Origin of the sequence: Paraburkholderia humisilvae (assembly GCF_902859855.1) — a bacterium.
In the GTDB taxonomy this organism is placed as follows: Bacteria; Pseudomonadota; Gammaproteobacteria; order Burkholderiales; family Burkholderiaceae; genus Paraburkholderia; species Paraburkholderia humisilvae.
Genome location: NZ_CADIKH010000011.1, coordinates 42,323 through 61,462, shown reverse-complemented (window position 1 = coordinate 61,462; position 19,140 = coordinate 42,323). Strand labels below are relative to the sequence as shown.

Annotated in this window: 16 protein-coding genes and 1 pseudogene; 11 read left to right on the top strand and 6 right to left on the bottom strand. The window is 63.2% G+C overall.

Annotation, left to right across the window (positions count from 1 at the left end; all coding sequences use genetic code 11):
- Window positions 1-24 precede the first annotated feature (24 nt).
- Together HV796_RS13515 and HV796_RS13510 are read right to left on the bottom strand one after the other, a co-directional pair.
- Window positions 25-1,374, bottom strand: a complete 1,350-nt coding sequence (locus HV796_RS13515) for a replication initiation protein (protein ID WP_175227007.1) — start codon at window positions 1,372-1,374, stop codon at window positions 25-27.
- Between the two features lie 978 nt (window positions 1,375-2,352).
- Window positions 2,353-2,862, bottom strand: coding sequence for a hypothetical protein (locus HV796_RS13510; RefSeq protein WP_175227006.1), 510 nt, complete (start codon window positions 2,860-2,862; stop codon window positions 2,353-2,355).
- A 600-nt stretch (window positions 2,863-3,462) separates the two neighbouring features.
- Between HV796_RS13510 and HV796_RS13505 the strand changes: the two genes are divergently transcribed.
- Entirely contained in the window at window positions 3,463-4,668 is a 1,206-nt protein-coding gene (locus tag HV796_RS13505) for a DNA-binding protein (RefSeq protein WP_175227005.1), read from the top strand.
- A 113-nt stretch (window positions 4,669-4,781) separates the two neighbouring features.
- On the opposite strand, the gene HV796_RS13500 is transcribed toward HV796_RS13505, so the two are convergent.
- The 3 genes from HV796_RS13500 to HV796_RS13490 form a co-directional block, all read right to left on the bottom strand.
- Window positions 4,782-5,792: a tyrosine-type recombinase/integrase gene (locus HV796_RS13500; RefSeq protein ID WP_175227004.1), complete on the bottom strand. Its 1,011-nt coding sequence runs from the start codon at window positions 5,790-5,792 to the stop codon at window positions 4,782-4,784.
- Between the two features lie 107 nt (window positions 5,793-5,899).
- On the bottom strand, window positions 5,900-6,304 hold the full coding sequence (locus HV796_RS13495; protein WP_175227003.1) for a DUF2471 family protein: 405 nt from the start codon (window positions 6,302-6,304) through the stop codon (window positions 5,900-5,902).
- 256 nt (window positions 6,305-6,560) lie between these two features.
- Window positions 6,561-7,475, bottom strand: a complete 915-nt coding sequence (locus HV796_RS13490; protein WP_175227002.1) for a transcriptional regulator GcvA — start codon at window positions 7,473-7,475, stop codon at window positions 6,561-6,563.
- Between the two features lie 166 nt (window positions 7,476-7,641).
- On the opposite strand from HV796_RS13490, the gene HV796_RS13485 reads away from it, so the two are divergent.
- The 6 genes from HV796_RS13485 to HV796_RS13460 all read left to right on the top strand — a co-directional run bounded on the left by HV796_RS13485 (window position 7,642) and on the right by HV796_RS13460 (window position 13,650).
- Window positions 7,642-9,072, top strand: coding sequence for an aminotransferase class I/II-fold pyridoxal phosphate-dependent enzyme (locus HV796_RS13485; protein ID WP_175227001.1), 1,431 nt, complete (start codon window positions 7,642-7,644; stop codon window positions 9,070-9,072).
- Window positions 9,073-9,097: 25 nt separating this feature from the next.
- Window positions 9,098-9,982, top strand: a complete 885-nt coding sequence (locus HV796_RS13480) for a TauD/TfdA dioxygenase family protein (protein ID WP_175227000.1) — start codon at window positions 9,098-9,100, stop codon at window positions 9,980-9,982.
- The gene (locus tag HV796_RS13475) at window positions 9,979-11,004 is read left to right on the top strand and encodes a hydroxyacid dehydrogenase (RefSeq protein ID WP_175226999.1); all 1,026 of its coding nucleotides are present in this window, start codon (window positions 9,979-9,981) and stop codon (window positions 11,002-11,004) included. Before HV796_RS13480 ends, HV796_RS13475 begins: the two co-directional genes overlap by 4 nt.
- Window positions 11,005-11,062: 58 nt before the next feature.
- Complete coding sequence (locus tag HV796_RS13470; protein WP_175226998.1) at window positions 11,063-11,488, top strand: DoxX family protein; 426 nt, start codon at window positions 11,063-11,065, stop codon at window positions 11,486-11,488.
- A gap of 84 nt (window positions 11,489-11,572) precedes the next feature.
- Window positions 11,573-13,078 carry a UbiD family decarboxylase gene (locus HV796_RS13465; RefSeq protein WP_175226997.1) on the top strand — a complete coding sequence of 502 codons (1,506 nt, stop codon included), beginning with the start codon at window positions 11,573-11,575 and terminating at the stop codon, window positions 13,076-13,078.
- Entirely contained in the window at window positions 13,075-13,650 is a 576-nt protein-coding gene (locus HV796_RS13460; RefSeq protein WP_281369779.1) for a UbiX family flavin prenyltransferase, read from the top strand. Before HV796_RS13465 ends, HV796_RS13460 begins: the two co-directional genes overlap by 4 nt.
- A 50-nt stretch (window positions 13,651-13,700) precedes the next feature.
- Here the strand turns inward: HV796_RS13460 and HV796_RS13455 are convergent, their stop codons facing one another.
- A complete protein-coding gene (locus tag HV796_RS13455; RefSeq protein ID WP_175226996.1) occupies window positions 13,701-15,095 on the bottom strand; it encodes an MFS transporter in 1,395 nt (464 codons plus the stop codon).
- Between the two features lie 122 nt (window positions 15,096-15,217).
- Between HV796_RS13455 and HV796_RS13450 the strand changes: the two genes are divergently transcribed.
- The 4 genes and pseudogenes from HV796_RS13450 to HV796_RS13435 form a co-directional block, all read left to right on the top strand.
- Window positions 15,218-16,204 carry a LysR family transcriptional regulator gene (locus HV796_RS13450; protein ID WP_246355849.1) on the top strand — a complete coding sequence of 329 codons (987 nt, stop codon included), beginning with the start codon at window positions 15,218-15,220 and terminating at the stop codon, window positions 16,202-16,204.
- 137 nt (window positions 16,205-16,341) lie between these two features.
- The gene (gstA, locus tag HV796_RS13445) at window positions 16,342-16,953 is read left to right on the top strand and encodes a glutathione transferase GstA (RefSeq protein ID WP_175226994.1); all 612 of its coding nucleotides are present in this window, start codon (window positions 16,342-16,344) and stop codon (window positions 16,951-16,953) included.
- A 48-nt stretch (window positions 16,954-17,001) separates the two neighbouring features.
- A complete protein-coding gene (locus HV796_RS13440; RefSeq protein ID WP_175226993.1) occupies window positions 17,002-17,406 on the top strand; it encodes a heme-binding protein in 405 nt (134 codons plus the stop codon).
- 12 nt (window positions 17,407-17,418) lie between these two features.
- A pseudogene (locus HV796_RS13435) lies at window positions 17,419-19,026 on the top strand (phage integrase family protein); the annotation flags it as partial.
- Window positions 19,027-19,140 lie beyond the last annotated feature (114 nt).

The window sequence follows — 19,140 nt, the reverse complement described above, 5'->3', positions numbered from 1 at the left end:
ACGGATGCTGCCGGAAAAACGGCATCAAGCCGCGCGGGATTGATTCAACGTAAACGAGAGCAGGTCGCCGTCAGTCGGCTCGCCCCATGTTTTGCGGGCGAGCCAATCGAAGAATGCCGTCTCGGCGAGTTTGGAATCGAGACCGCGGCGGCGCCAGTCGTCGCGCATGTGCGCGCCCAGATCGGGAAGTTCGTCTTCTTCGAATGACTGTCGCGCGAGCTCCTGCTCGGACTCACCCTGTTCCTCGTAGAGCGCCTGCGCTTCCTTGCGCCGGTACACCGCATATTCGCTCAACAGACGCGCCTTCAGGTCGTCCGCCGGCACCGCGCCGGATACCTTGCCGCCATTGGCCGACGGCAGCGCTTCCACCGGAGGCGCATAGCCCTTCTTCAACGCATCCTTGAAGAGCGCCGGCGCGCTGCGCACCGGCGGAAGCGTCGTGCTGCGCATCCGCTGCTCGGTCATCTGCAGCGCGGCGCGTATCCGGTTTTCCTCGCTATCGGCGTAAAGGGTTTGCGCTTCCTTGAGCGGAATGCCGATCTTCACCATCCGGTCGACCAGCGTACTGTCGAACACGTTCGGATGCTCGTCGAGGGCCAGCATCGGTTGCTTGCGCTCCGTCACGCGGAACTGGATCTCGGCGACACGACGACCTTCGCGATGCTCGATCAGCTCGACAAAGATGTTGGTGACCGCGTTGACCTCGGCAATGGCGGGCCGCAGGTAGTCGCGCTTGAAGTACTTGTATTCGCGCTTCGCTTCGTCACCAGCTTCTGTATCGGGTGTACCGGACAGGATCGGCCGCCACCATTCCCACGATTCGCGCATCGTCAGATGGCTGGGATTGGTCAGATAGCGCACGCAAATCTCGTACAGCGCCAAGCCTGCGCTGCTGCGCAGCTGGCTCTGGAACTGCAGGCTCAGTCGCGCATACTGGACCGGGTCGAGCAGCTTCTTTTTGATTTTCGGCGCGAACGAGAACTCGACCCACACGCGCCGGGTGGCCGGATCTTCAAGAATTTCCGCATCGGCAATCAGCGTCGAAATACCCCATTTGCGGCCGGGCTTCTGGCTCGACGTACCGGTGCTCCATTCGACCTGCACCGACACCATCCGCCGCAAGTGTTCCTTGACGAGCGCCGTGTCGTTCGAATCGAACGCCGAATTGGCTACGATGTCGGACAGAAGCGCCCGGTACGTGTCGCCGGACTCGTCCGCCTGCTGCGCGACCGCCAGCAGCACGTTGAACAGCTTGCGGGTGAGCAGCGTGATCTTGCCGCTCTTCGGCTGAATCGCGATGGCTTCGACGGCCTTGCGCAACTCTGCCGAACTCGGGCTCACCACATCGGTTTTCTTCGCGCGCTTCGTGGCCATGCGTCGGGTCGAGGAGGGTTTTGCGCAAGGATACCGACTGGGGTGATGTGCGTCTATAGGGCGGCCCTCACCATTTCCTGGTGATGTGGGTTTACGGGTCGCGACTCACCTCGAACATTCCCGGAAAGACTCACCTGTCAAAATTCCGGTCGATTCCCGCGTTCGTTGCTTGTCGCGGCGTCCGGAAAAATCGCCAGCAACGCGCCCGTCAATTGCGACGATTGGCGGCTCCTGTATTGGCTCACCTTGATAAACGTCGTAATTTTGCGACGCCAAAACTGACGGCCAGCGGACGACAAGCGAACGTCGGGTAACCGCGGACGAATTTTGCTGGGTGGGCTCAATAAACACGCTCGGGCGCGCACATTCGGCAGCGCTATCGCCACCGCAGAGGGTGGGCGGCTGAATGAAGCGACAACCAGACGCGCGCGTCGAGCGCCGCGCGCAAGCGGCGCGGACGCGCCTCGCAGCGCCATCCAACGGGTGCGGGCCCCAAGCCCCGTCGTCAGCGGCTGCAGAGAGACGCGCGACACACCGCCACGGGCGAAGCCTGATGCGTGCAGGAACCGCGAAAAACCGTCACGCGGAGCATTCGAACCAGGCGCCAACACCCGTCCGCGTTTTCCTAGCCCCGTCTCCCCGCTCGCCTGAACAACCCTGATCATCCGGGACCGCAGCATCAAGCGTCGCGCGCCTGCCAACCCATATTCCCGAAAACGCTCACCTTAGCCGCTCCGGAAACCGCGGAAAACGGGACTTTGCGAATGGCGTCCGGGCCAACCTGCGTCAAAGACTCCCGAAAATGCTCACCTCAACGGTGGCTTCGGATGGCTACCGTGAAGCATTACGGGGCGCAGCGAGACCTCCCGAAAACCCTCACCTGTCGCGGTTCTACGGAAAATCCCCAATCGATTCTGGTACTTATGATGTACATATAAAGCAGACCGTGATCGTCGAAACGATCCTGAAACTTCTCACCTAAAGTCCACGCGGTCGATGAGCGATGCGTTTGACGTCGTCTCGATAAACCTCCCGAAAACGCTCACCGTTCGATAGCCACACCGTCAGTGCCCGATCGGATTCACCACCATCTGCCGGGCTTTTGCCGTAAGTGATCGCAAACCTGGTCCCGTATTTCCTCACCTCAACGGCTTTTCGCAGTCGCAACATGTCCTGAAAACGCTCACCTTTAGTCAACCCGATCTTCATTCGGACCGTGCCGCGACGGCAATTTCGGCTCCCGCATTCCCTCACCTTTTGCGATTCGGCCGTCCTGAACCGACAATTCGGCGCGAGAACCTGCCTGAGACTCCCGAAAACCTTCACCTTTGGGCCAAGCAGGGATCGAAAACGGCGCGCCAGACGCGTCGACTCCCGAAAAGCCTCACCTGAGGAGACGCTGCGCTCCTGCTCGCGCTCACCGATCGCATTGTCGGCGGCAAAATAGCGCCGAAAACCGAGGCCGGAGATCGTCCCGAAGCCTCTCACCCTGGCCTCCACTGATGGAAAAGCCGCGTTTCATGCAGAATATGGGCGTAATCGAGCCAGGCCCCCGAAAATACTCACCTTTGACGCAACGTGTTTTCGCAGGGTGCTCCTGAACCCGCTCACGAACTTTCCCGCAGCCGCTCACCCAGCTCCCTGAATCCCTTCACTGCACAATCCCGTGCCGGCTCACCCAGGCTCCTGTAAAACTTCACCTGACCGGCGGGAAATCCTTGCCTGGTAAGGCTTTGCGATGGCGTTAACGTTTTTAACCAAGGTTCAAGGGTGTTTACTTTTATCTCTCTCAACGGAATTCGCGTGAGCTGCGAAGAAGAAAAACGGCAAGGCACCCCGATTCAGCTCGTTTCGTCTCGTGAAACATAGGGTCGAAATGGTTCGAATCGGGAAAATCTTTTAATTACAATGCGTTATCGTCTATTCTTCGCTTTGTTTCACGGATGCCCCTCCAACGTCGTCGGTAAGAGCACCCGACAGGCAGTTCAAAGCCAGCTGGAAGGAATAATGAGGCCGTAGTAGCAAAAACGTAGCAAACGTTACGTATTTTGTTATGATTCACGAAATCATACTTGCGATGAGGCAATCATGAACCTCGATGACGAACGCGAGGCAATTCGGCGCGAACTCGATGCAATGCGGCAGAACGGTGCTCGACGCCAGGAGCTTTCGCTGCACGCCTGCAAAAGGCTGTTCTTCGATCTCGGCGTTCGACCTTCGATGGCTGCCGTCCGGGACTTGACCCAGACCGGCAGCGCAAGCGACATCCCGAAAGACATCGATGGTTTTTGGGAACGCATCCGCCACGCGTCGCGAGTCCGTGTCGGTGCCGGCGCCATTCCGAAGTTGCTGGAAGAACGTGCCGGAGAACTGCTCGGCACGCTGTACCAGGAAGCACTCATTGAGGCACGCGCGGCGCTCGACGAGGAGCGCAGGGAAATGCAGGCGTCCGTCGCGGCCGCGCAGCAGGAAACGCACGACGGCAAAATTCGCCACGAGGCCGCGGAGCAGGCCATCGCGCGTAGCGAAGCGCGTGCGGACGCCGCGTGGGAGCAGGTACGAACGCTCGAAGCGCAACTGTCTGCGGCATCGACGCACGGCAGCGCGCATCACGAACATTTGCAGGCATCGGTGCGTCGGCTCGATGCGGACAACGATGCCTTGCAAAAACGCGTGGAGGCCGAGCAGACGACCAACGCCGCGCTACGCGATCGGGTCGATACGCTGCACGAGCAGATGCGGGAGAGCACGGAGCACTACGCGCAACAGATCAAGGACGCGGTGGCCGAAGCGGAGCGTCGCGTGAAGCCGATGCTGGTCGAACTTGATTCGCTACGCAGTATGGCCGCCACCTATCAGTCCGGCGTACGCGACGCGAGCCGCAAGGAATTCGATTTCATCCAGCAACTCGCGGCGGCCAAGGCAAGAGGCGACCGGCTCGATGCGCAACTGCGCGAGCAGTCTGACGAACTCGATGTGATGACCCGCCAGGTTGCGGCAATACGCGCGCAACAGGGCATCGATCCTTCGGTCGCGACTTTGCTGTGCGCGCTCGCGACGGCTGGCCGATTGACAGCCGGTGAACTGGCGTCGATCGGCACCGCAGTCGATGGACATGTCGCGTTACCCGCGCGTTGTCCGAAATGCGAAGCGGGTGAGCCGGAGTTGTCGCAAGTGGATCACCGGTATGAACTGTCCTGTCCGGAGTGCGAGCACTCGTCAGGAACCGGGACGTCGCGGCTCGAAGCGGTGACGCGCTTCCTGTCGGCCGGCGCCGTCTCTGCGTCAACGTAACCCCATGTTGCGCAAGGCTTTTCCGGTAAGGTGAGCTTGTCCGGGATGGCTAAGGTGAGCCTTTACGGGATGTGTTGAATCGGTGAGTATCGGCGCCGATATGCATCACCGGTTCATGGTTCGGCGGACTTCGACTCACCGTCGGCCGTCTGGTCCGCGATGTATTGACTGCGCCACGTTGCCCACGCTCGGTGTAGCCGATGGGCCGAAACCGGTTGCACGAAGCCGAGCCATTCACCGACGAGTTCGGGGTCGACACCACTTTCAAACAGATCGGCCGCGAACGAATTACGCAACGTCTGCGGGCTCGCACGCGCCTCACGCGATGCGGCAATTCCGGCAGCGTCGATCAAAGTATCGATGGACCGCAACATGGTTGCCTTGTGCATCGGCCTTCCGGACGATGACGCAGGAAACACCAACGTGCCTGGAAGTCCTACCGTTGCACGCACGTCGAGCCAGGTATCAAGCACCGTGACAGCGAAGGGCAAAACCCGCGTGTGACGTGACAACCCGGGATGGTCGCCGTCGACTGTGAGCCACGCGGTGTTGGGGCTGATGTTGCGCAGGGTTAAAGCGATCGCCTCGCCTGTTTTCAGTCCGACGCCAAGAAATACTGCCACCAGAGCACGGTCGCGATATTCCCGCCATCGCTGCGCACCGGATACGCCTGACACAGGCGATGCGAGGTGAGCCACTAGCATTGCGCGCTCGGTGGTGGAAAGAAACCCGGTGGGCTCGTTGTCGCGTGCGTTGCGCCAGCCTGCTTCGCCATCCTGCGCGATGAACCGCGCGGGATTCGTCGACGCGGTTTCGATATAGCGAACATGATCGAGGACACGTTCGATCAACCGCAGATACCGTGCACGCTGCGGCTTGCGGATCGACAGTCCCGCGACGAAGTCAGCGATCGCGCGTCGGTCGACGGTCGCTAGCGTCTTGCGCCGCGCATGGAGCCAATCGAGAAAGAGCCCCCACTGCGCGCGATAGACCTGTGCCGACGAAGCGCGAAACTGCTGGGTGGCGAGCCACGCGTCAAACGCAATGGCGGGATCGCGCAGCCAGTCTTCCCGTTCGCGATCGAACAGGTCGCCGATGCCCGATGAGTGTGGGGGGGAAGCCACGCCTGTCTCTCCGAGAGTTGCGCGAATAATAGACGCTGGCGAGTTGCTCTTTCAACCGCTCAACCCTCGCGTGTCGAAAAGCCTGCGTCGGTATACGGTTCACATCGCTATCCGCCCCAAGCGCGCGCCCAGCGCCTGCTTCGCGCCGGATGATTGCGCGTGGCAAGTTGAGTCGCTTCCTGTTGCGCCCGTTCATACGCGACAACCGCAAATGCGAATACCGCGGGCAGCGCATTCGATGCGCCGAAACTCACCGGATCATCGGATTCCGGATAAGGCAGATCAGCTGGCCGCTGAAACAGGCCCAACATCAGCGCGTCGTGCCGGCTCGCGAACCCGAGATCCGCGAGCGCTTCCGCTTCAATAGCATGCAATAGCCGCCACGTAAGCGGAACTTGCTGCGCGATATAGCGCGACGCGATATGCCGAACAATGTGCTCGAGATCGCGCGCGGCATGCCGGTAGCGTAGCGCCGCCAACGCGGCATCGGAATCGGTGGACGGGCTGTTCATGTCGGCTCCGGTCGCGGTCGATAGGCCGTATACTGTACAAACATACAGTATCGACTGCAAGCGTTGTCGACGGGTAATCCCCCCGCTTTTAACGCATGCGGATTACCGGTCAAGGCGTTCCCCATCCGTCGGCTGCAGACTAAACAGTGGACGCTCGGGATCACTCACCGACGGCGCTCTGGTCCTTGCCGAGGTCATTCGCTCGTTTGCCCTAGCGCCGCGTCGTCTGCGTAACTTCGTCGTGAAGATCGGTAATCTAAGCGGTATGCCGATTTTCGGCATTGCCGATCACGTCGATGAGCCAGGTGCGTAGCGCCACGACCTTCGCGCAGTTGGCGAGATCGCGCGGCGTGACGAGATAAAACGCGCGATCGGTTGTTACCGACTTGCCGAACGGCGCGATCAGGCGGCCGGCGCGCAAATCGTCCTCGACATAGGCGCGCCGGCCGATACATACGCCGTGACCATCCACGGCGGCTTGCACGGCCATCAGCGCGAGATCGAAGGTCAGGCGCGCGCCACTCGTCAAGTTAGCCGGTAGGCTGACCGCCTCGAGCCAGATGCTCCAGTCGTTGCTGGTCACACCGCTCACCTGGAGCAGCGTGTGATGGGTGAGATTGTCGAGGCTCGTGAGCGGATGATTGCCGGTCAGCAGTGTCGGACTACATACGGGGAAAATCTCATCGGCCATCAGCCAGTCCGCGCGCAACCCTTTCCATTCACCGCTGCCGTATCGAATTGCACTGTCGGCGCCGCCGACCACGAAATCGACGAAATCCGTGGAGGCGCTTACGCGAAGGTCAATTTCGGGATGCGCGAGACGAAACGAGCCTAGGCGCGGCAGCAGCCATTTCGACGCAAACGTGGCGAGCGTGGAAATGGTGAGCGTGGTGTCATTGCAGCCTTCGAGCACTTGCTCAGTGGAAAAGCGCAGCTGATCGAACGCGAGGCTCACTCCCTGCAGATAGGCGTGCCCCGAGGCAGTTAGTTCAAGCCGTTCCTTGAAGCGGTGAAACAGGCGGATTCCCAGTTCATCCTCGAGACGCCGCACCTGATGGCTAACGGCCGTTTGCGTGACATTTAACTCGGAGGCCGCTTTTGTGAAGCTCATATGGCGCGCAGCACATTCAAATACTTTCAGACCGTTCAGCGATGGAAGTTTTGCTGCCATTGGATCGAAGCGTGTAGTGGCTATTAGAAAAGAAGCGAAGTTGCAGTAGTGGCGAATTGATCACCATTAACTAATTTCGGACAAGTCCTATTTTTATAAAAAAATATACAATTTGAATGAATTAACAATCGAAATCGATACGTCAGAATAGGCCCATGATAGGCCCATGAAATTTTCTCATATCCTAACACGCAAGATCTCATTTGCCACGAAACCGGTTTCTTGCGATGCTTCTCGCCGTTTCTCTGCCGTAAATCACCAGCAATCTTTGCATTCAATTAACGGTATAAAAGTGAATAATCTTCACAATGATATTGGCATCGGTCCGTTGGCTAAGCCGAGGGCACGTAATGCAGCACGAATGGCGGAAATCAGCAGACCGCATTTCAACGCGGCGTATGAGAAAGGCTTGATGGGCGTATCGTGCCGCGTGGGCGATTATCGTCGCATAGAAATCGCGACCACCGGGCAGCAGGTGGTCGACTACACGCGTTGTGGCTATCTGAACCTCGACAGTCATCCGCGCGTGCTCGCCGCCGCGCGCGCCGCGGCCGACGAGATCAAGTCGGTGCACTTCTCGGTGGCGCGCACACGCCTGTCGGCGGAGCCGCTGGCTCGTCTCGAAAGCACGCTGTCGAACCTGTTCCAAGTCAACGGCGTGGTGGTGTTCCCGACTGTTGCAGCGGCCAACATGGGCGCGCTGCCGCTGCTCGCGGCGGGCCTGTTCACGGGTGGCGTCAAGCCGCTGATCGTGTTCGACCGCTTCGCCCACGTCACGTTGCAATATCACATCCCCGTGCTACGTGAGGAAACCGATGTAATCGTGATCGAGCACAACGATCTCGAACATCTCGAGCGCCTGTGCCAGAGCCATCCGTTGGTCGCCTACGTCGGCGACGGCGCCTACTCGATGGGCGGCGCAGCGCCCGTGCGCGAACTGCGCTCGCTGCAAGACAAGTACGGCTTGTTCGTCTATCTCGACGACGCACACGGCATCTCGGTCGTCGGAAAGCGCGGCGAAGGTTTCGTTCGCTCGCAACTCAGCGGACTCGATCACCGCACGGTCGTCGCGGCCTCGCTCGGCAAGGGCTACGGCGCGGCCGGCGGCATGTTGATGCTCGGCTCGCACGACATCGAAAACGCGGTGCGCCGCTATGCGCCGACCTACGGCTTCTCGTGCGCACCGAGCATGGCTTCGGTGGGCGCGGCGCTGGCCTCGGCCGAGATCCACATGAGCGAGGAACTCGGCATGCTGCAACGTTCGCTGCACCAGAACTTGGCGCTGTTCGACCACGAGATCCCGACCGAGACGATCGGCAGCCAGTTGCCGATCCGCATCTATCGCATCGGCAACGAGGAGCGCGCGATTGCGACGGGCGAATATCTGCTCGAACGCGGCCACTATGTGTCGGTGGTGTTCTTCCCGACCGTGCCGCGCGGCGAGGCTGCGCTGCGCATGGCTGTCACAGCCGCGCACGATCCGGACGACATCCGCGAACTGTCCGCCCTGCTGCGCGCACGCGAAGGCGAGGAAGCGGTGGAGACCAACGGCGTGGCCGTCGTGGGCTCCGACGAAGCCGCACCGGCGCTCGTCTGACGCGGTCGGTTTCGGGAGTATTCACTTGAAACAGATCGATCTGAGTCAATCGTTTGCCACGGCGATCGTCGATTTCGACATCGCCGCGGCGACGGACCGCGACGTCGCCACGATCCGCGAGCTGACGTATTCGCGCAAGGTCCTCGCGCTGAAGAACCAGCCGATGAATCGCGACGCGTATCTGGGCTTCGGGCGGCACTTCGGCGAACCCGAACAGTTCCGGCTCAAGAACTATCACGACCCCGACTACCCGAACATCCTCGTGATCGACAACCGGAACGGGGGTGCCACCAGGCAATCGGTTGGCGCGCGCAAGCTCGGCAACATGTGGCATAGCGATTCCTCGTATCTGACCGAACCGCTGCCGCTCACCTTCCTGCACGCGCAGCGCGTGCCGGAGGGCGAGGGCCAGGGCGACACGCTGTTCGTCGACATGCAGGAGGCGCTGCTTACGCTGCCGGCGCGTCTGCGCGAGCGGATCGAGGGTCGTCAGGCGAAGCACGACGTGCGCTGGACCTACAAGGTCAAGCAGAGCGATCTCGGTGAATCGGTGCAGGAGATCTTCCAGCGCCTTGCCACAACGTTCCCGGCCGTCTCGCATCCGACCATCGTGCGTCACCGCCACACGGGCCGCGAAACGCTCTACCTGAGCCCCGGCTACACGACACATATTGAGGGATATTCGGACGAAGAGAGTCGCGCGCTGCTCGACGAGATCTTCGCGCACGTGCTCCAGCCCAAGCATATCTTCGCTTACCGCTGGGACGCGAACGATCTGCTGATCTGGGACAACCGCTCGGTGATCCATTGCGCGACCGATCTGCCGCGTGAGGCGGAGCGCGTCATGCACCGGATCGGCATCAACGACGGCGGATTCTTCGCCACGCAGGAAAAGGAGGCGACAGCATGACGGCTTCCCAGGCAAACGCCGACCGCGGCAAGAAACGGCTGCTGGTCGCGCACATTCTCGGCCAGACCGGCAAGGACATCCTCGTCGCTCGCGAGGATGTCGAAGTGATCGAGTTCGCCAACACGATCGGTCAGGACGAGTTTCGCACCCTGCTGGCCGCACAGCCGGCCGTGCATGGCGTGATCCTCGGCCTGACCGCCTTCGGTCGCGCCGAACTCGCAGCCGCAAACGGCCTGCAGGTGGTGTCGCGGATCGGCGTCGGCTACGACGCGGTGGACGTGCCGGCCATGAGCGAGGCCGGCATCCCGGTCATGATCGGCGCCGGCGCGAACTGCGACACAGTTGCCGAGCACACGCTGTCGTCAATGCTCGCGCTCACAAAGCGCGTGCACGAACTCGACGCGTTGGTGCGGATGAACCACTGGCACGAGCGCTACCGCTATCTGCCGGGCGAAGTGCGCGGCCGCGAGTTGCTGATCGTCGGATTCGGCCGGATCGGATCGCGCGTCGCGCGGCTCTGTCAGGCCTTCGGTATGCGGGTGCGCGTTTACGACCCCTATGTGGCCCACGACGAGATGCGCTCGGCCGGTGTCGACCCGGTCGCCGATCTCGATGCGGCATTGCCGGGCGCCGAGTTCGTCACACTGCACTGCCCGAAGACGGCCGAGACGATCGGCCTGATCGACGCAGCGCGCCTAGCCCGCTTCCGGCATGGCGCGTTCCTCATCAACACAGCGCGCGGCGGCATTGTCGACGAAAACGCGCTGGCCGAGAAGCTGTCGAACGGGCATCTCGCCGGCGCGGCCATCGACGTGTTCCTGCCCGAGCCGCCAGTGCCCGACAACCCGTTGCTGGAGATGTCGAACGTGATCTGCTCGCCGCATCTAGCGGGCGTCACGCGTGAGGCAGTCGAACGCATGGCGCAGATCGCGGTCGTCAACGCGCTGAGCGTATTTGACGGCGAGCCGCAACTCGACAACGCCGTCAATCGCAACGCTGTTGCCACGCTGGCGACGGCCTGACACGTGGTGGTCCGGCGGGCAGCCGGACCGGGCCTTACCCAAGCACAGGAGCACAACAATGACAACGCTTCGCTACGACTTCCTGGAAAACCAGCGCGACGCCATGATCCTGCTCGCGCGGATCATGATCCTCGCGATCTACCTCTATTTCGGCTGGACGTACCTGACCGATCACGCCACGGTGCTCGCCTACCTGCGCTCGGTCCATGCACCGGTGCCCGAATTCACGGCGATCGTCGCAACCGTCATCGAGTTCTTCGGCGGCCTCGTGCTGCTGTTCGGTTTCTGGACGCGCCCGCTCGCTGCGCTGTTCGCCGTCTACACGATCGGCACAGGCATCATCGGCCACGCGTTCTGGAATTCGACGAATCCGGCCGAGCATCACGCCTTCTTCGTCCACTTCTTCAAGAACATCAGCATCTCGGCCGGCTTCCTGTTCCTGTGCGCGCTCGGGCCAGGCAAATACTCGATCGACGGCAAATAAGGCGACCCGCCTTGTCGGGCACGAAAGGACGATGTGGAAGCATCGTCCTTCCGCCCATCTTTCCCAAAGAATACGGAGTCCCGCATGATTGACAACACCGGACCGGTCGCCGACCTGCGCGACTGGCTGGCCCGCGTCGAACGCACGGGCGAGTTGCAACGGATCGACGCCGCTGTCGACGCGCGCGAGGAAATGAGCGCGATCACCTATCTGCTCGCGAAGACCGAAACCTCACCCGCCGTGCTGTTCGACACCAACGCGAAGCCCTACGGCTTTCGCCATCTCTGGAACTTGTTCGGGCCCAGCGTCGCGCGCATCGCGATCACGCTCGAGGAAGATCCGGCCACGCCCGCGCTAGAACTGATCCGCCGCACCAAGGACAAGCTGCGCGTCGCGATCGACCCGCGCGAGGGGCCGGCCTCCGAGGCGCCGCTCTACCAGAACAGCCTGTACGGCGCCAACATCGACCTCTCGAAGCTACCGATTCCGCAGCATTGGCCGCGCGACGGCGGCCGCTACGCGGGCACAGCCGACGCCGTCATCACGCGCGATCTTGAATCGGGCTACCTGAACGTCGGCACCTACCGGATGATGATCCAGGGGCCGCGCCAGGTCGGCCTTTCGCTGGCGCCGGGCAAGGACGCCCTGCGCCATATCCACCAGGCCTGGGCACGCGGCGAGGCGCTGCCGGTCGCGGCGGTTTGGGGCGTCGATCCGCTGCTGATGGTGGCGGGCTCGCAATCGCTGCCGCTGGGCGTGTCGGAATATGGCTTTGCGGGCGGCATCAAGGGTCGCGCCATTGACGTGGTTCGCGCGACACAATCTGACCTGCTGGTGCCGGCCGCGGCCGAGATCGTCATGGAAGGTCTGATCCATCCCCGCGCGACGAAGGAGGAAGGTCCGTTCGGCGAATTCACGGGCTACTACGGCACCAAGGACATCGACTGCCCGCTGATCGAGGTGACGGCTCTGCATTTCCGCCACCGGCCGATCTTGACCAATGCGCTGATGGCCGACTATCCGTCGAACGAACAGAGCGCGTTCTTCTCGACCATCCGCTCCGCAAAGATCTGGGCCGATCTCGACAAGCTCGGCATTCAGGGTATCAAGGGCGTCTATGCGCATCCGGCTGCGGCCGGCGCGTTCGCGCTGGTCGTCATCAGTCTCGAACAGCGTTACGCGGGCCACGCCGCGCAGGCGCTCTCGCTCGCGGCCCAGGTACCCGGCGGCGCCTATGTCACGAAATGGATCATCGCCGTGGACGACGACGTCGACCCGACCGACATGGATCAGGTGCTGTGGGCGATGGGCACGCGCAGCAATCCGGCCGACGACATCGACATCCTGCGCAACACGCGCGGCTCGCCGCTCGATCCCTCGCAGAACCCGCCCGAGAAGCGGCTGTACGGGTCCAAGGCGCTCATCAACGCCTGCAAGGACTACCGTCACATCAAGACCTTCCCGCGCCGCACGCTGCTGCGCGAATCGGTCTACCGGCAGGTTGCCGAACGCTGGCGCGAACTCGGGCTGCCAGGCGAGCCGGCCCGTGTCGAGCGTTTCGACGCTATGGACGGCGATGGTGAAGCATGAGCGCGCGCACGTCCGTGCGGCGCGTGGTCGTCGGCATCACCGGCGCGAGTGGCATCCTGTACGGGATCCGCACGCTCGAATGCCTGCGGCGGCTCGAGATCGAGACTCACCTCGTCATGACGCGCGCTGCGCACGTCACGCTGACCCACGAACAGCCGTGGAAGGCCGAGCAGGTCAAGGAACTGGCAAGCGTCCACTACGCCTCGACCGACATCGGCGCGGCCATCTCCAGCGGTTCGTTCCGCACCATGGGGATGGTGGTCGCGCCGTGCTCGATCAAGAGTCTGTCCGAGATCGCCACAGGCGTGACCGATGGCCTGCTGTCGCGTGCCGCTGACGTCACACTCAAGGAGCGGCGCCCGCTTGTGCTGATGGTGCGCGAGACGCCGCTGCATCTCGGCCATCTGCGTTCGATGACGCAGGTGACCGAGATGGGCGCGATTGTCATGCCGCCGGTGCCTGCGTTCTACGCAAAGCCGGAGTCGATCGACGACATCGTCGAGCACAGCGTGGGCCGCATGCTCGACCTACTTGCACTCGACAGCGGCACCGTTCGGCGCTGGGGATCGTGATGAGGCGCGCGCCGCGCGCGGCGATCCGGCCTTCGTCGAGCGGCCTGTTGTCAGGCCTCGACGGAGGCTGCCGCGCGCGGGGGGCGATAAATGCACGCGAAGCTCAGCACGGCTGCGCCGCAGAACGCAGCCGTGATGACCAGCAGCGCGAGTCGCGCATCGGCCCGGCCGTTGTTCATCAGCGCGCCGAGGCATGCGATGCCGAGCACACCGCCGCTTTGCCGCGCCGCGTTGACCACGCCCGAGGCGATGCCGGTACGCTGCGCCGGTACCTCGGCGAGCGCCGAGGCGACGATCAGTGGCAGCGTCGCGCCGCCTACACCGAGCAGCAGGGCGGCCAGCACGAACGGCGCCTGTGTCACACCGAACAGGCACAACGCGAGCGCGCCGACGGCACCGGCAAGCATGCCGAGCGCCATCACGCGGCGCACGCCGAACGCCTCGGCCAGACGCCCCGAGAAGGTGGCACCCACTCCGGTGGTGATCGTCATCGGCGCGAGCTGCAGCCCCACCGCGAGCGGCTCGCCGCCATGCACCTGCAAGGCGACGGGCAGCACGAACAGCGTGCCGAAATAGGCGAAGGTCTGCAGGAACGCGACGCCGACCGAGGCCGCGAAAACCGGCGACGCGAACAGTTGCGGCGGCAGCATCGGCTCGGCGACGCGCCGCTCGAAGGCGACCAGCGCGCACGCGGCCGTCACGCCCACGGCCAACGTCGTGACGATCACCGGTGCGCGCCAGCCAAGCACGGGCGCCTCGATCAGCGCGAACATGATGGCGGCGAGCGTGACCGCCGACAGCGCCACGCCGCACGGATCGAAGGCGCGCGCGTGCTCGGCACGCCGCTCGCCGCAACGCAGCGCGGCTCCGATTGCGACCAGGCAGAGCGGCGCGTTCAGATAGAAGATCGCGCGCCAGCCAGCCAGTTCGCAGAGCAGCCCGCCGACGACCGGGCCGGCCACCAGGCCGACTGCCGAGATGCCGCCCCACAGCGCGATCGCGCGGGCGCGCCGGGCCTGGTCGGGATAGGCTGCGGCGAGCAGCGCCATAGAACTCGGCAGCATGATCGCCGCGCCCAAGCCCTGTGCCGCGCGTGCCGCGATCAGCGCGCCAATGCCGGAAGCGCCGCCGCAGGCAACCGACGCGCCCATGAAGACGACCACACCGGCCACGAAGGTGCAGCGCGCACCGAGCCGGTCGCTGGTTGAGCCTGCGGCGAGCAACAGACTTGCGAACAGCAGCGTATAGGCGCCCGCGATCCACTGGAGCCGGTCGATGCCGACCGCGAACGCGCGCCCGATGCTCGGCAGCGCTACGTTCAGTGCCGTCACGTCGAGCGCGACCATCAGCGAGCCGAGCGCGACGGAGATGAGCGCGGCACGCGTCACGACAGGCGAGACGGAGGCGGGAACGGAGGACGGATCGCGGGAAAGGGCGCGTGTCATGGTAGCTGGCTCGATTGACGAATCGCGACATTACTCGCCGACCTGCCGCCAGGGAAAATTAATTGTTCAACTTTCAACCATAAGTCGGACTACTGATCATGATGAACTTGATGCATTGGCGTTTGCTGGTTGCCGCGGCGGATGCTGGCTGTGTCTCGAAAGCCGCCGCGCAGGTCGGCATCACGCAATCGGGTGCGAGCCAGGCCATAAGCCAGCTGGAGAATATGCTCGGCGTGAAGATGCTGCTGCGCGACCGGCGTCGCACCACGGTGACGGCGATAGGCGAACAGGTGATTGCGCACGCGCGGTGCATGCTGGTCGAGTGGGAGTCGATCAAGACACTGGTCGACGAGTCGCGCGGCTTGCATACCGGGCGCATTAAGCTGGCGACGTTCCCGTCGGTCTTTACGAGCTTGCTGCCAAGCTTCCTGCAATCATTCGGGCAGATGTATCCCGGCATCAACGTGGTCTCGCTCGACGGCACCGACGATGAAATCGAGGCTTGGCTCGCAGACGGTACGGTAGACATCGGCGTGGTGATGAACTCCGACACCGAACGGGAGGTGTTCGTACTTGGCCGCGATAAATGGGTGGTGGTGGCGCCGACCGGCCATCCACTCGGCCGGCGCTCGAGCAAGATCGGCGTCTCGCTGGAAGAGCTGGCGGACGAGCCGTACGTGCTCGCCACCGGCGGTTGCCGCCTGAACAGTCGGCGGCTTCTCGCGGAAGCGGGCCACGCGCTGTCCGATCTGCGCATTTCGGTGCGCGACTGGTCGACCGCGTTCGAACTGATCCGCGAGGGCATGGGCCTGTCGCTCGTGCCGGAATCGATGCTGCCGGTCGCGCGCCAGGGGCTGCGCGTCCTGAACCTCGCCACGCCGATGTATCGCGAGTTTGGCCTGGTCTGCTCCGAGGCAGGCCAGCTCTCACCGGCCGTGCACGCCTTCTTCGATCAATTGCGACGCACGCCCAGCGTAGTGAGGCTCGCCGTGCACCGCGATGCGCCGCTGGATCCAAGCTGGCCTTCCCAGCGCTGCTATTCGAAGGGCCGCCCGCGGTGCACGCCCGACGATGAACGGGCATGTTGCCGAGGTCATAAAGATAGCTAATGTTGCCTCGGTCGAATGTTAACTTTACGTGCCGATTTGGTGGGCCTTAGTATCGGCTCACCCAACGGTCGCGGCGCAATGTGCAGTTGACGCAGTTGCGCCCGACCCTTCTCCACGTCACTGCAAAATCCAACCTCATGAAGCTCTACTTCGCTCCCAATGCATGCTCGCTGTCGCCGCACATAGTACTGCGCGAACTCGGCCTGCCGTTCGAACTGGTACGCGTCAACAACAAGACCAAACAGACCTCCGAGGGCCGCAGCTTCCTCGAAGTAAACCCGAAAGGCTATGTCGCGGCGCTCGTGCTCGACAATGGCGAAGTGCTAACCGAAGGTCCGGCGATTCTCCAGTACCTGGCCGACCTGAAGCCGGAAGCGAAGCTCGCACCGGCGAACGGCACGTGGGAGCGCGTGCGGCTCCAGGAAACGCTGAACTTCGTCACCTCGGAAATCCATGCCGGCTGCAGCCTGCTGTTCAGCAGCGATATTCCCGAAGACGTGAAGGACATCATCAAGGAGAAGTTCTACAAGCGCCTGGACAACCTCGACACCACGCTATCGCGCAAGGACTACCTCCTCGGCGAGTTCGGCGTGGCCGACGCCTACCTGTACACGGTGCTGTCGTGGCTGCCGCACTTCTCGATCGACATCAAGCGCTGGAAGGCGCTTGCACGCTTCATGGAGCGGATCGGCGCACGCGCCGCGGTCAAGGCCGCGCTCGCCGCCGAGGACGCCACGCCCGTCGTATAAAGCGCGCACTCGACTGCGCATCCGTTCCCCGACAACACCATATTAGCGATGAGAACCAAGACCATATTGACCAACGGCGACGTGAAGAAAATCGCCGCCGCCGCCGAACGGCATGCGATGGCCCGCAACTGGCCGGTGACGATCGTAATCTTCGACGACGGTGGTCATCTACTGCACCTGAACCGCCTCGACGGCGCCACACTCAGCTCAATTGAGATGGCGCTCGCAAAAGGCCGCACGGCCGCGCTGGGTCGTCGCGAGAGCAAGTTTTATGAGGACCTCGTCAAGCAGGGGCGCGTTGCTTTCCTCAGCGCGCCGATGACGGGCTTCCTCGAGGGCGGCGTTCCCATCGTCGTCGCAGGTGAAGTGGTCGGTTCAGTCAGCGTTTCGGGAGTGAAGTCGGAAGAAGACGCCGAAATTGCACGTGCCGGAATCGCCGCGCTGGAACTCTGAGAGACTCGCTGAATCGAGAGCGGACACACTTTCATGGCGGGCCTTCCTGAATCCGCCGCCTTCCCCAACGACGCCGAGTTGGCTGCATTGCGGGCGTGGTACGCCGGGCTCGATGCCCGTACGGCTGTCGCGCGCTATTTGGGCGACCGCAAGGCGCCGGGGACGTCTGCGCGCGGCGTCCTCAGCCGCATCCGGCGGGTTCTGGTCGCGTTCGCGACGAGCCGGCACCGCGCCGACCTGGCGGAGATATTCCGGGAGCGCTCCGCGGCGACGTCCGACACCGTCACCCGCGCGATCGAAGCACTGCGGAAGTTGCCGATCCGGAAGCGCACATCGCCGACGACATCGGCCAGTGGTTGCCGTCGCGGGTGGTGACCGCTCTGCAGGCGCAGGGAATCCGGACGCTCGCAGACCTGACCGTGCGGATTCCGCGCCGGCGGCGCTGGTGGACAGCGATCGCCGGGCTCGGCGCTGCAGGCGCGCGTCACGTCGAAGCATTCTTTGCCGCCCATCCGACTCTGACCGAACGTGCCCGTGCGCTGGTTGCGGCAGCACCTTCAGGGCCGATCGCGCCGTGGGAACAGTTGCGCGTGCCGCATGAGGTTGATGGCTCGCAAGGACCGTTTCGCGCACCACCGCACGTATGTTTGCTCAAGGCGTCGAACGACTACGAGGCCGTGCAATCCTGGCTGTCCCTGCACGAATCCGCCGCCACGCAGCGCGCCTACCGGAAGGAGGCGGCACGCCTGATGCTGTGGGCGATCGTCGAGCGGGGCTGTGCGCTGTCTTCGCTAACCACCGATGATGCGATCGCCTACCGGGCGTTCCTTCGCCGGCCAACACCGCGCGAACGCTGGGTCGGACCGTCGCGGCCGCGACAAAGCGTGGAATGGCTGGCCGTACAGTGGACCATTGTCGACGCGCTCTGCCGCCTACGCGCTGACCGTCCTGGCGGCACTGTTCCGCTGGTTGGTCGAGCAGCGCTACGTCCTCGCCAATCCGTTCGCGGGTGTCAGGGTGCGAGGGCGCGTGAAGACGGGCCTCGACGTCACCCGCGGCTTCACTGAGGGCGAATGGCTGCTGCTCCGCACGATAGCCGACGGACTCGAATGGTCCTACGGCTGGAGCGAGGCGGCTGCACAGCGTCTTCGTTTCCTGCTGGATTTCGGGTACGCGACCGGCCTGAGAGTCAGTGAGCTGACAGGCGCAACGCTCGGCGGCATCCGCGTCGACGAGCATGGTGATCACTGGCTGCACCTTGTCGGCAAGGGCTGCAAGACTGGCAAGGTGACGCTCCCCGCACTGGCGCGCATGGCGCTCGATCAGTACCTGGCGCAACGCCGGTTGCCAGTCACACGGGAAAGGTGGGACCCTGCAACGGTCATCTTGGCCAGCCTCAGGGAAGATGGCGCAGGCATCGAAACCACGCGGCTCGGACGCGTGTTGCGGCGATTTTTCGCGCTAGTCGCCGGCTCAATCAAGGATGAGCGGCCCGCGATGGCGGAGAAGCTGCGCCGCGCGAGCCCGCACTGGATGCGCCACGCGCACGCCTCGCATGCGCTCGCGCGCGGCGCCGAGCTGATCATGGTGCGCGACAACCTGCGTTGGTCTGCCCAAGCGCTAGCGATAGCGGCGACATGGCCATCAACCCGCCCCCAAGAATGCACCAACTTTACTTCGCAATGTTCCTAACCGTTTGATTTCACAAGAAAACGGTTATTCAGAATTGCGCAA

What these genes read in the sequence shown, in the direction of transcription:
- HV796_RS13515 (WP_175227007.1), bottom strand. Translation starts at nt 1,374, where the DNA reads ATGGCCACGAAGCGCGCGAAGAAAACCGATGTGGTGAGCCCGAGTTCG.
- HV796_RS13505 (WP_175227005.1), top strand. Translation starts at nt 3,463, where the DNA reads ATGAACCTCGATGACGAACGCGAGGCAATTCGGCGCGAACTCGATGCA.
- HV796_RS13495 (WP_175227003.1), bottom strand. Translation starts at nt 6,304, where the DNA reads ATGAACAGCCCGTCCACCGATTCCGATGCCGCGTTGGCGGCGCTACGC.
- HV796_RS13490 (WP_175227002.1), bottom strand. Translation starts at nt 7,475, where the DNA reads ATGGCAGCAAAACTTCCATCGCTGAACGGTCTGAAAGTATTTGAATGT.
- HV796_RS13485 (WP_175227001.1), top strand. Translation starts at nt 7,642, where the DNA reads ATGAAATTTTCTCATATCCTAACACGCAAGATCTCATTTGCCACGAAA.
- HV796_RS13475 (WP_175226999.1), top strand. Translation starts at nt 9,979, where the DNA reads ATGACGGCTTCCCAGGCAAACGCCGACCGCGGCAAGAAACGGCTGCTG.
- HV796_RS13470 (WP_175226998.1), top strand. Translation starts at nt 11,063, where the DNA reads ATGACAACGCTTCGCTACGACTTCCTGGAAAACCAGCGCGACGCCATG.
- HV796_RS13465 (WP_175226997.1), top strand. Translation starts at nt 11,573, where the DNA reads ATGATTGACAACACCGGACCGGTCGCCGACCTGCGCGACTGGCTGGCC.
- HV796_RS13460 (WP_281369779.1), top strand. Translation starts at nt 13,075, where the DNA reads ATGAGCGCGCGCACGTCCGTGCGGCGCGTGGTCGTCGGCATCACCGGC.
- HV796_RS13455 (WP_175226996.1), bottom strand. Translation starts at nt 15,095, where the DNA reads ATGACACGCGCCCTTTCCCGCGATCCGTCCTCCGTTCCCGCCTCCGTC.
- gstA (WP_175226994.1), top strand. Translation starts at nt 16,342, where the DNA reads ATGAAGCTCTACTTCGCTCCCAATGCATGCTCGCTGTCGCCGCACATA.
- HV796_RS13440 (WP_175226993.1), top strand. Translation starts at nt 17,002, where the DNA reads ATGAGAACCAAGACCATATTGACCAACGGCGACGTGAAGAAAATCGCC.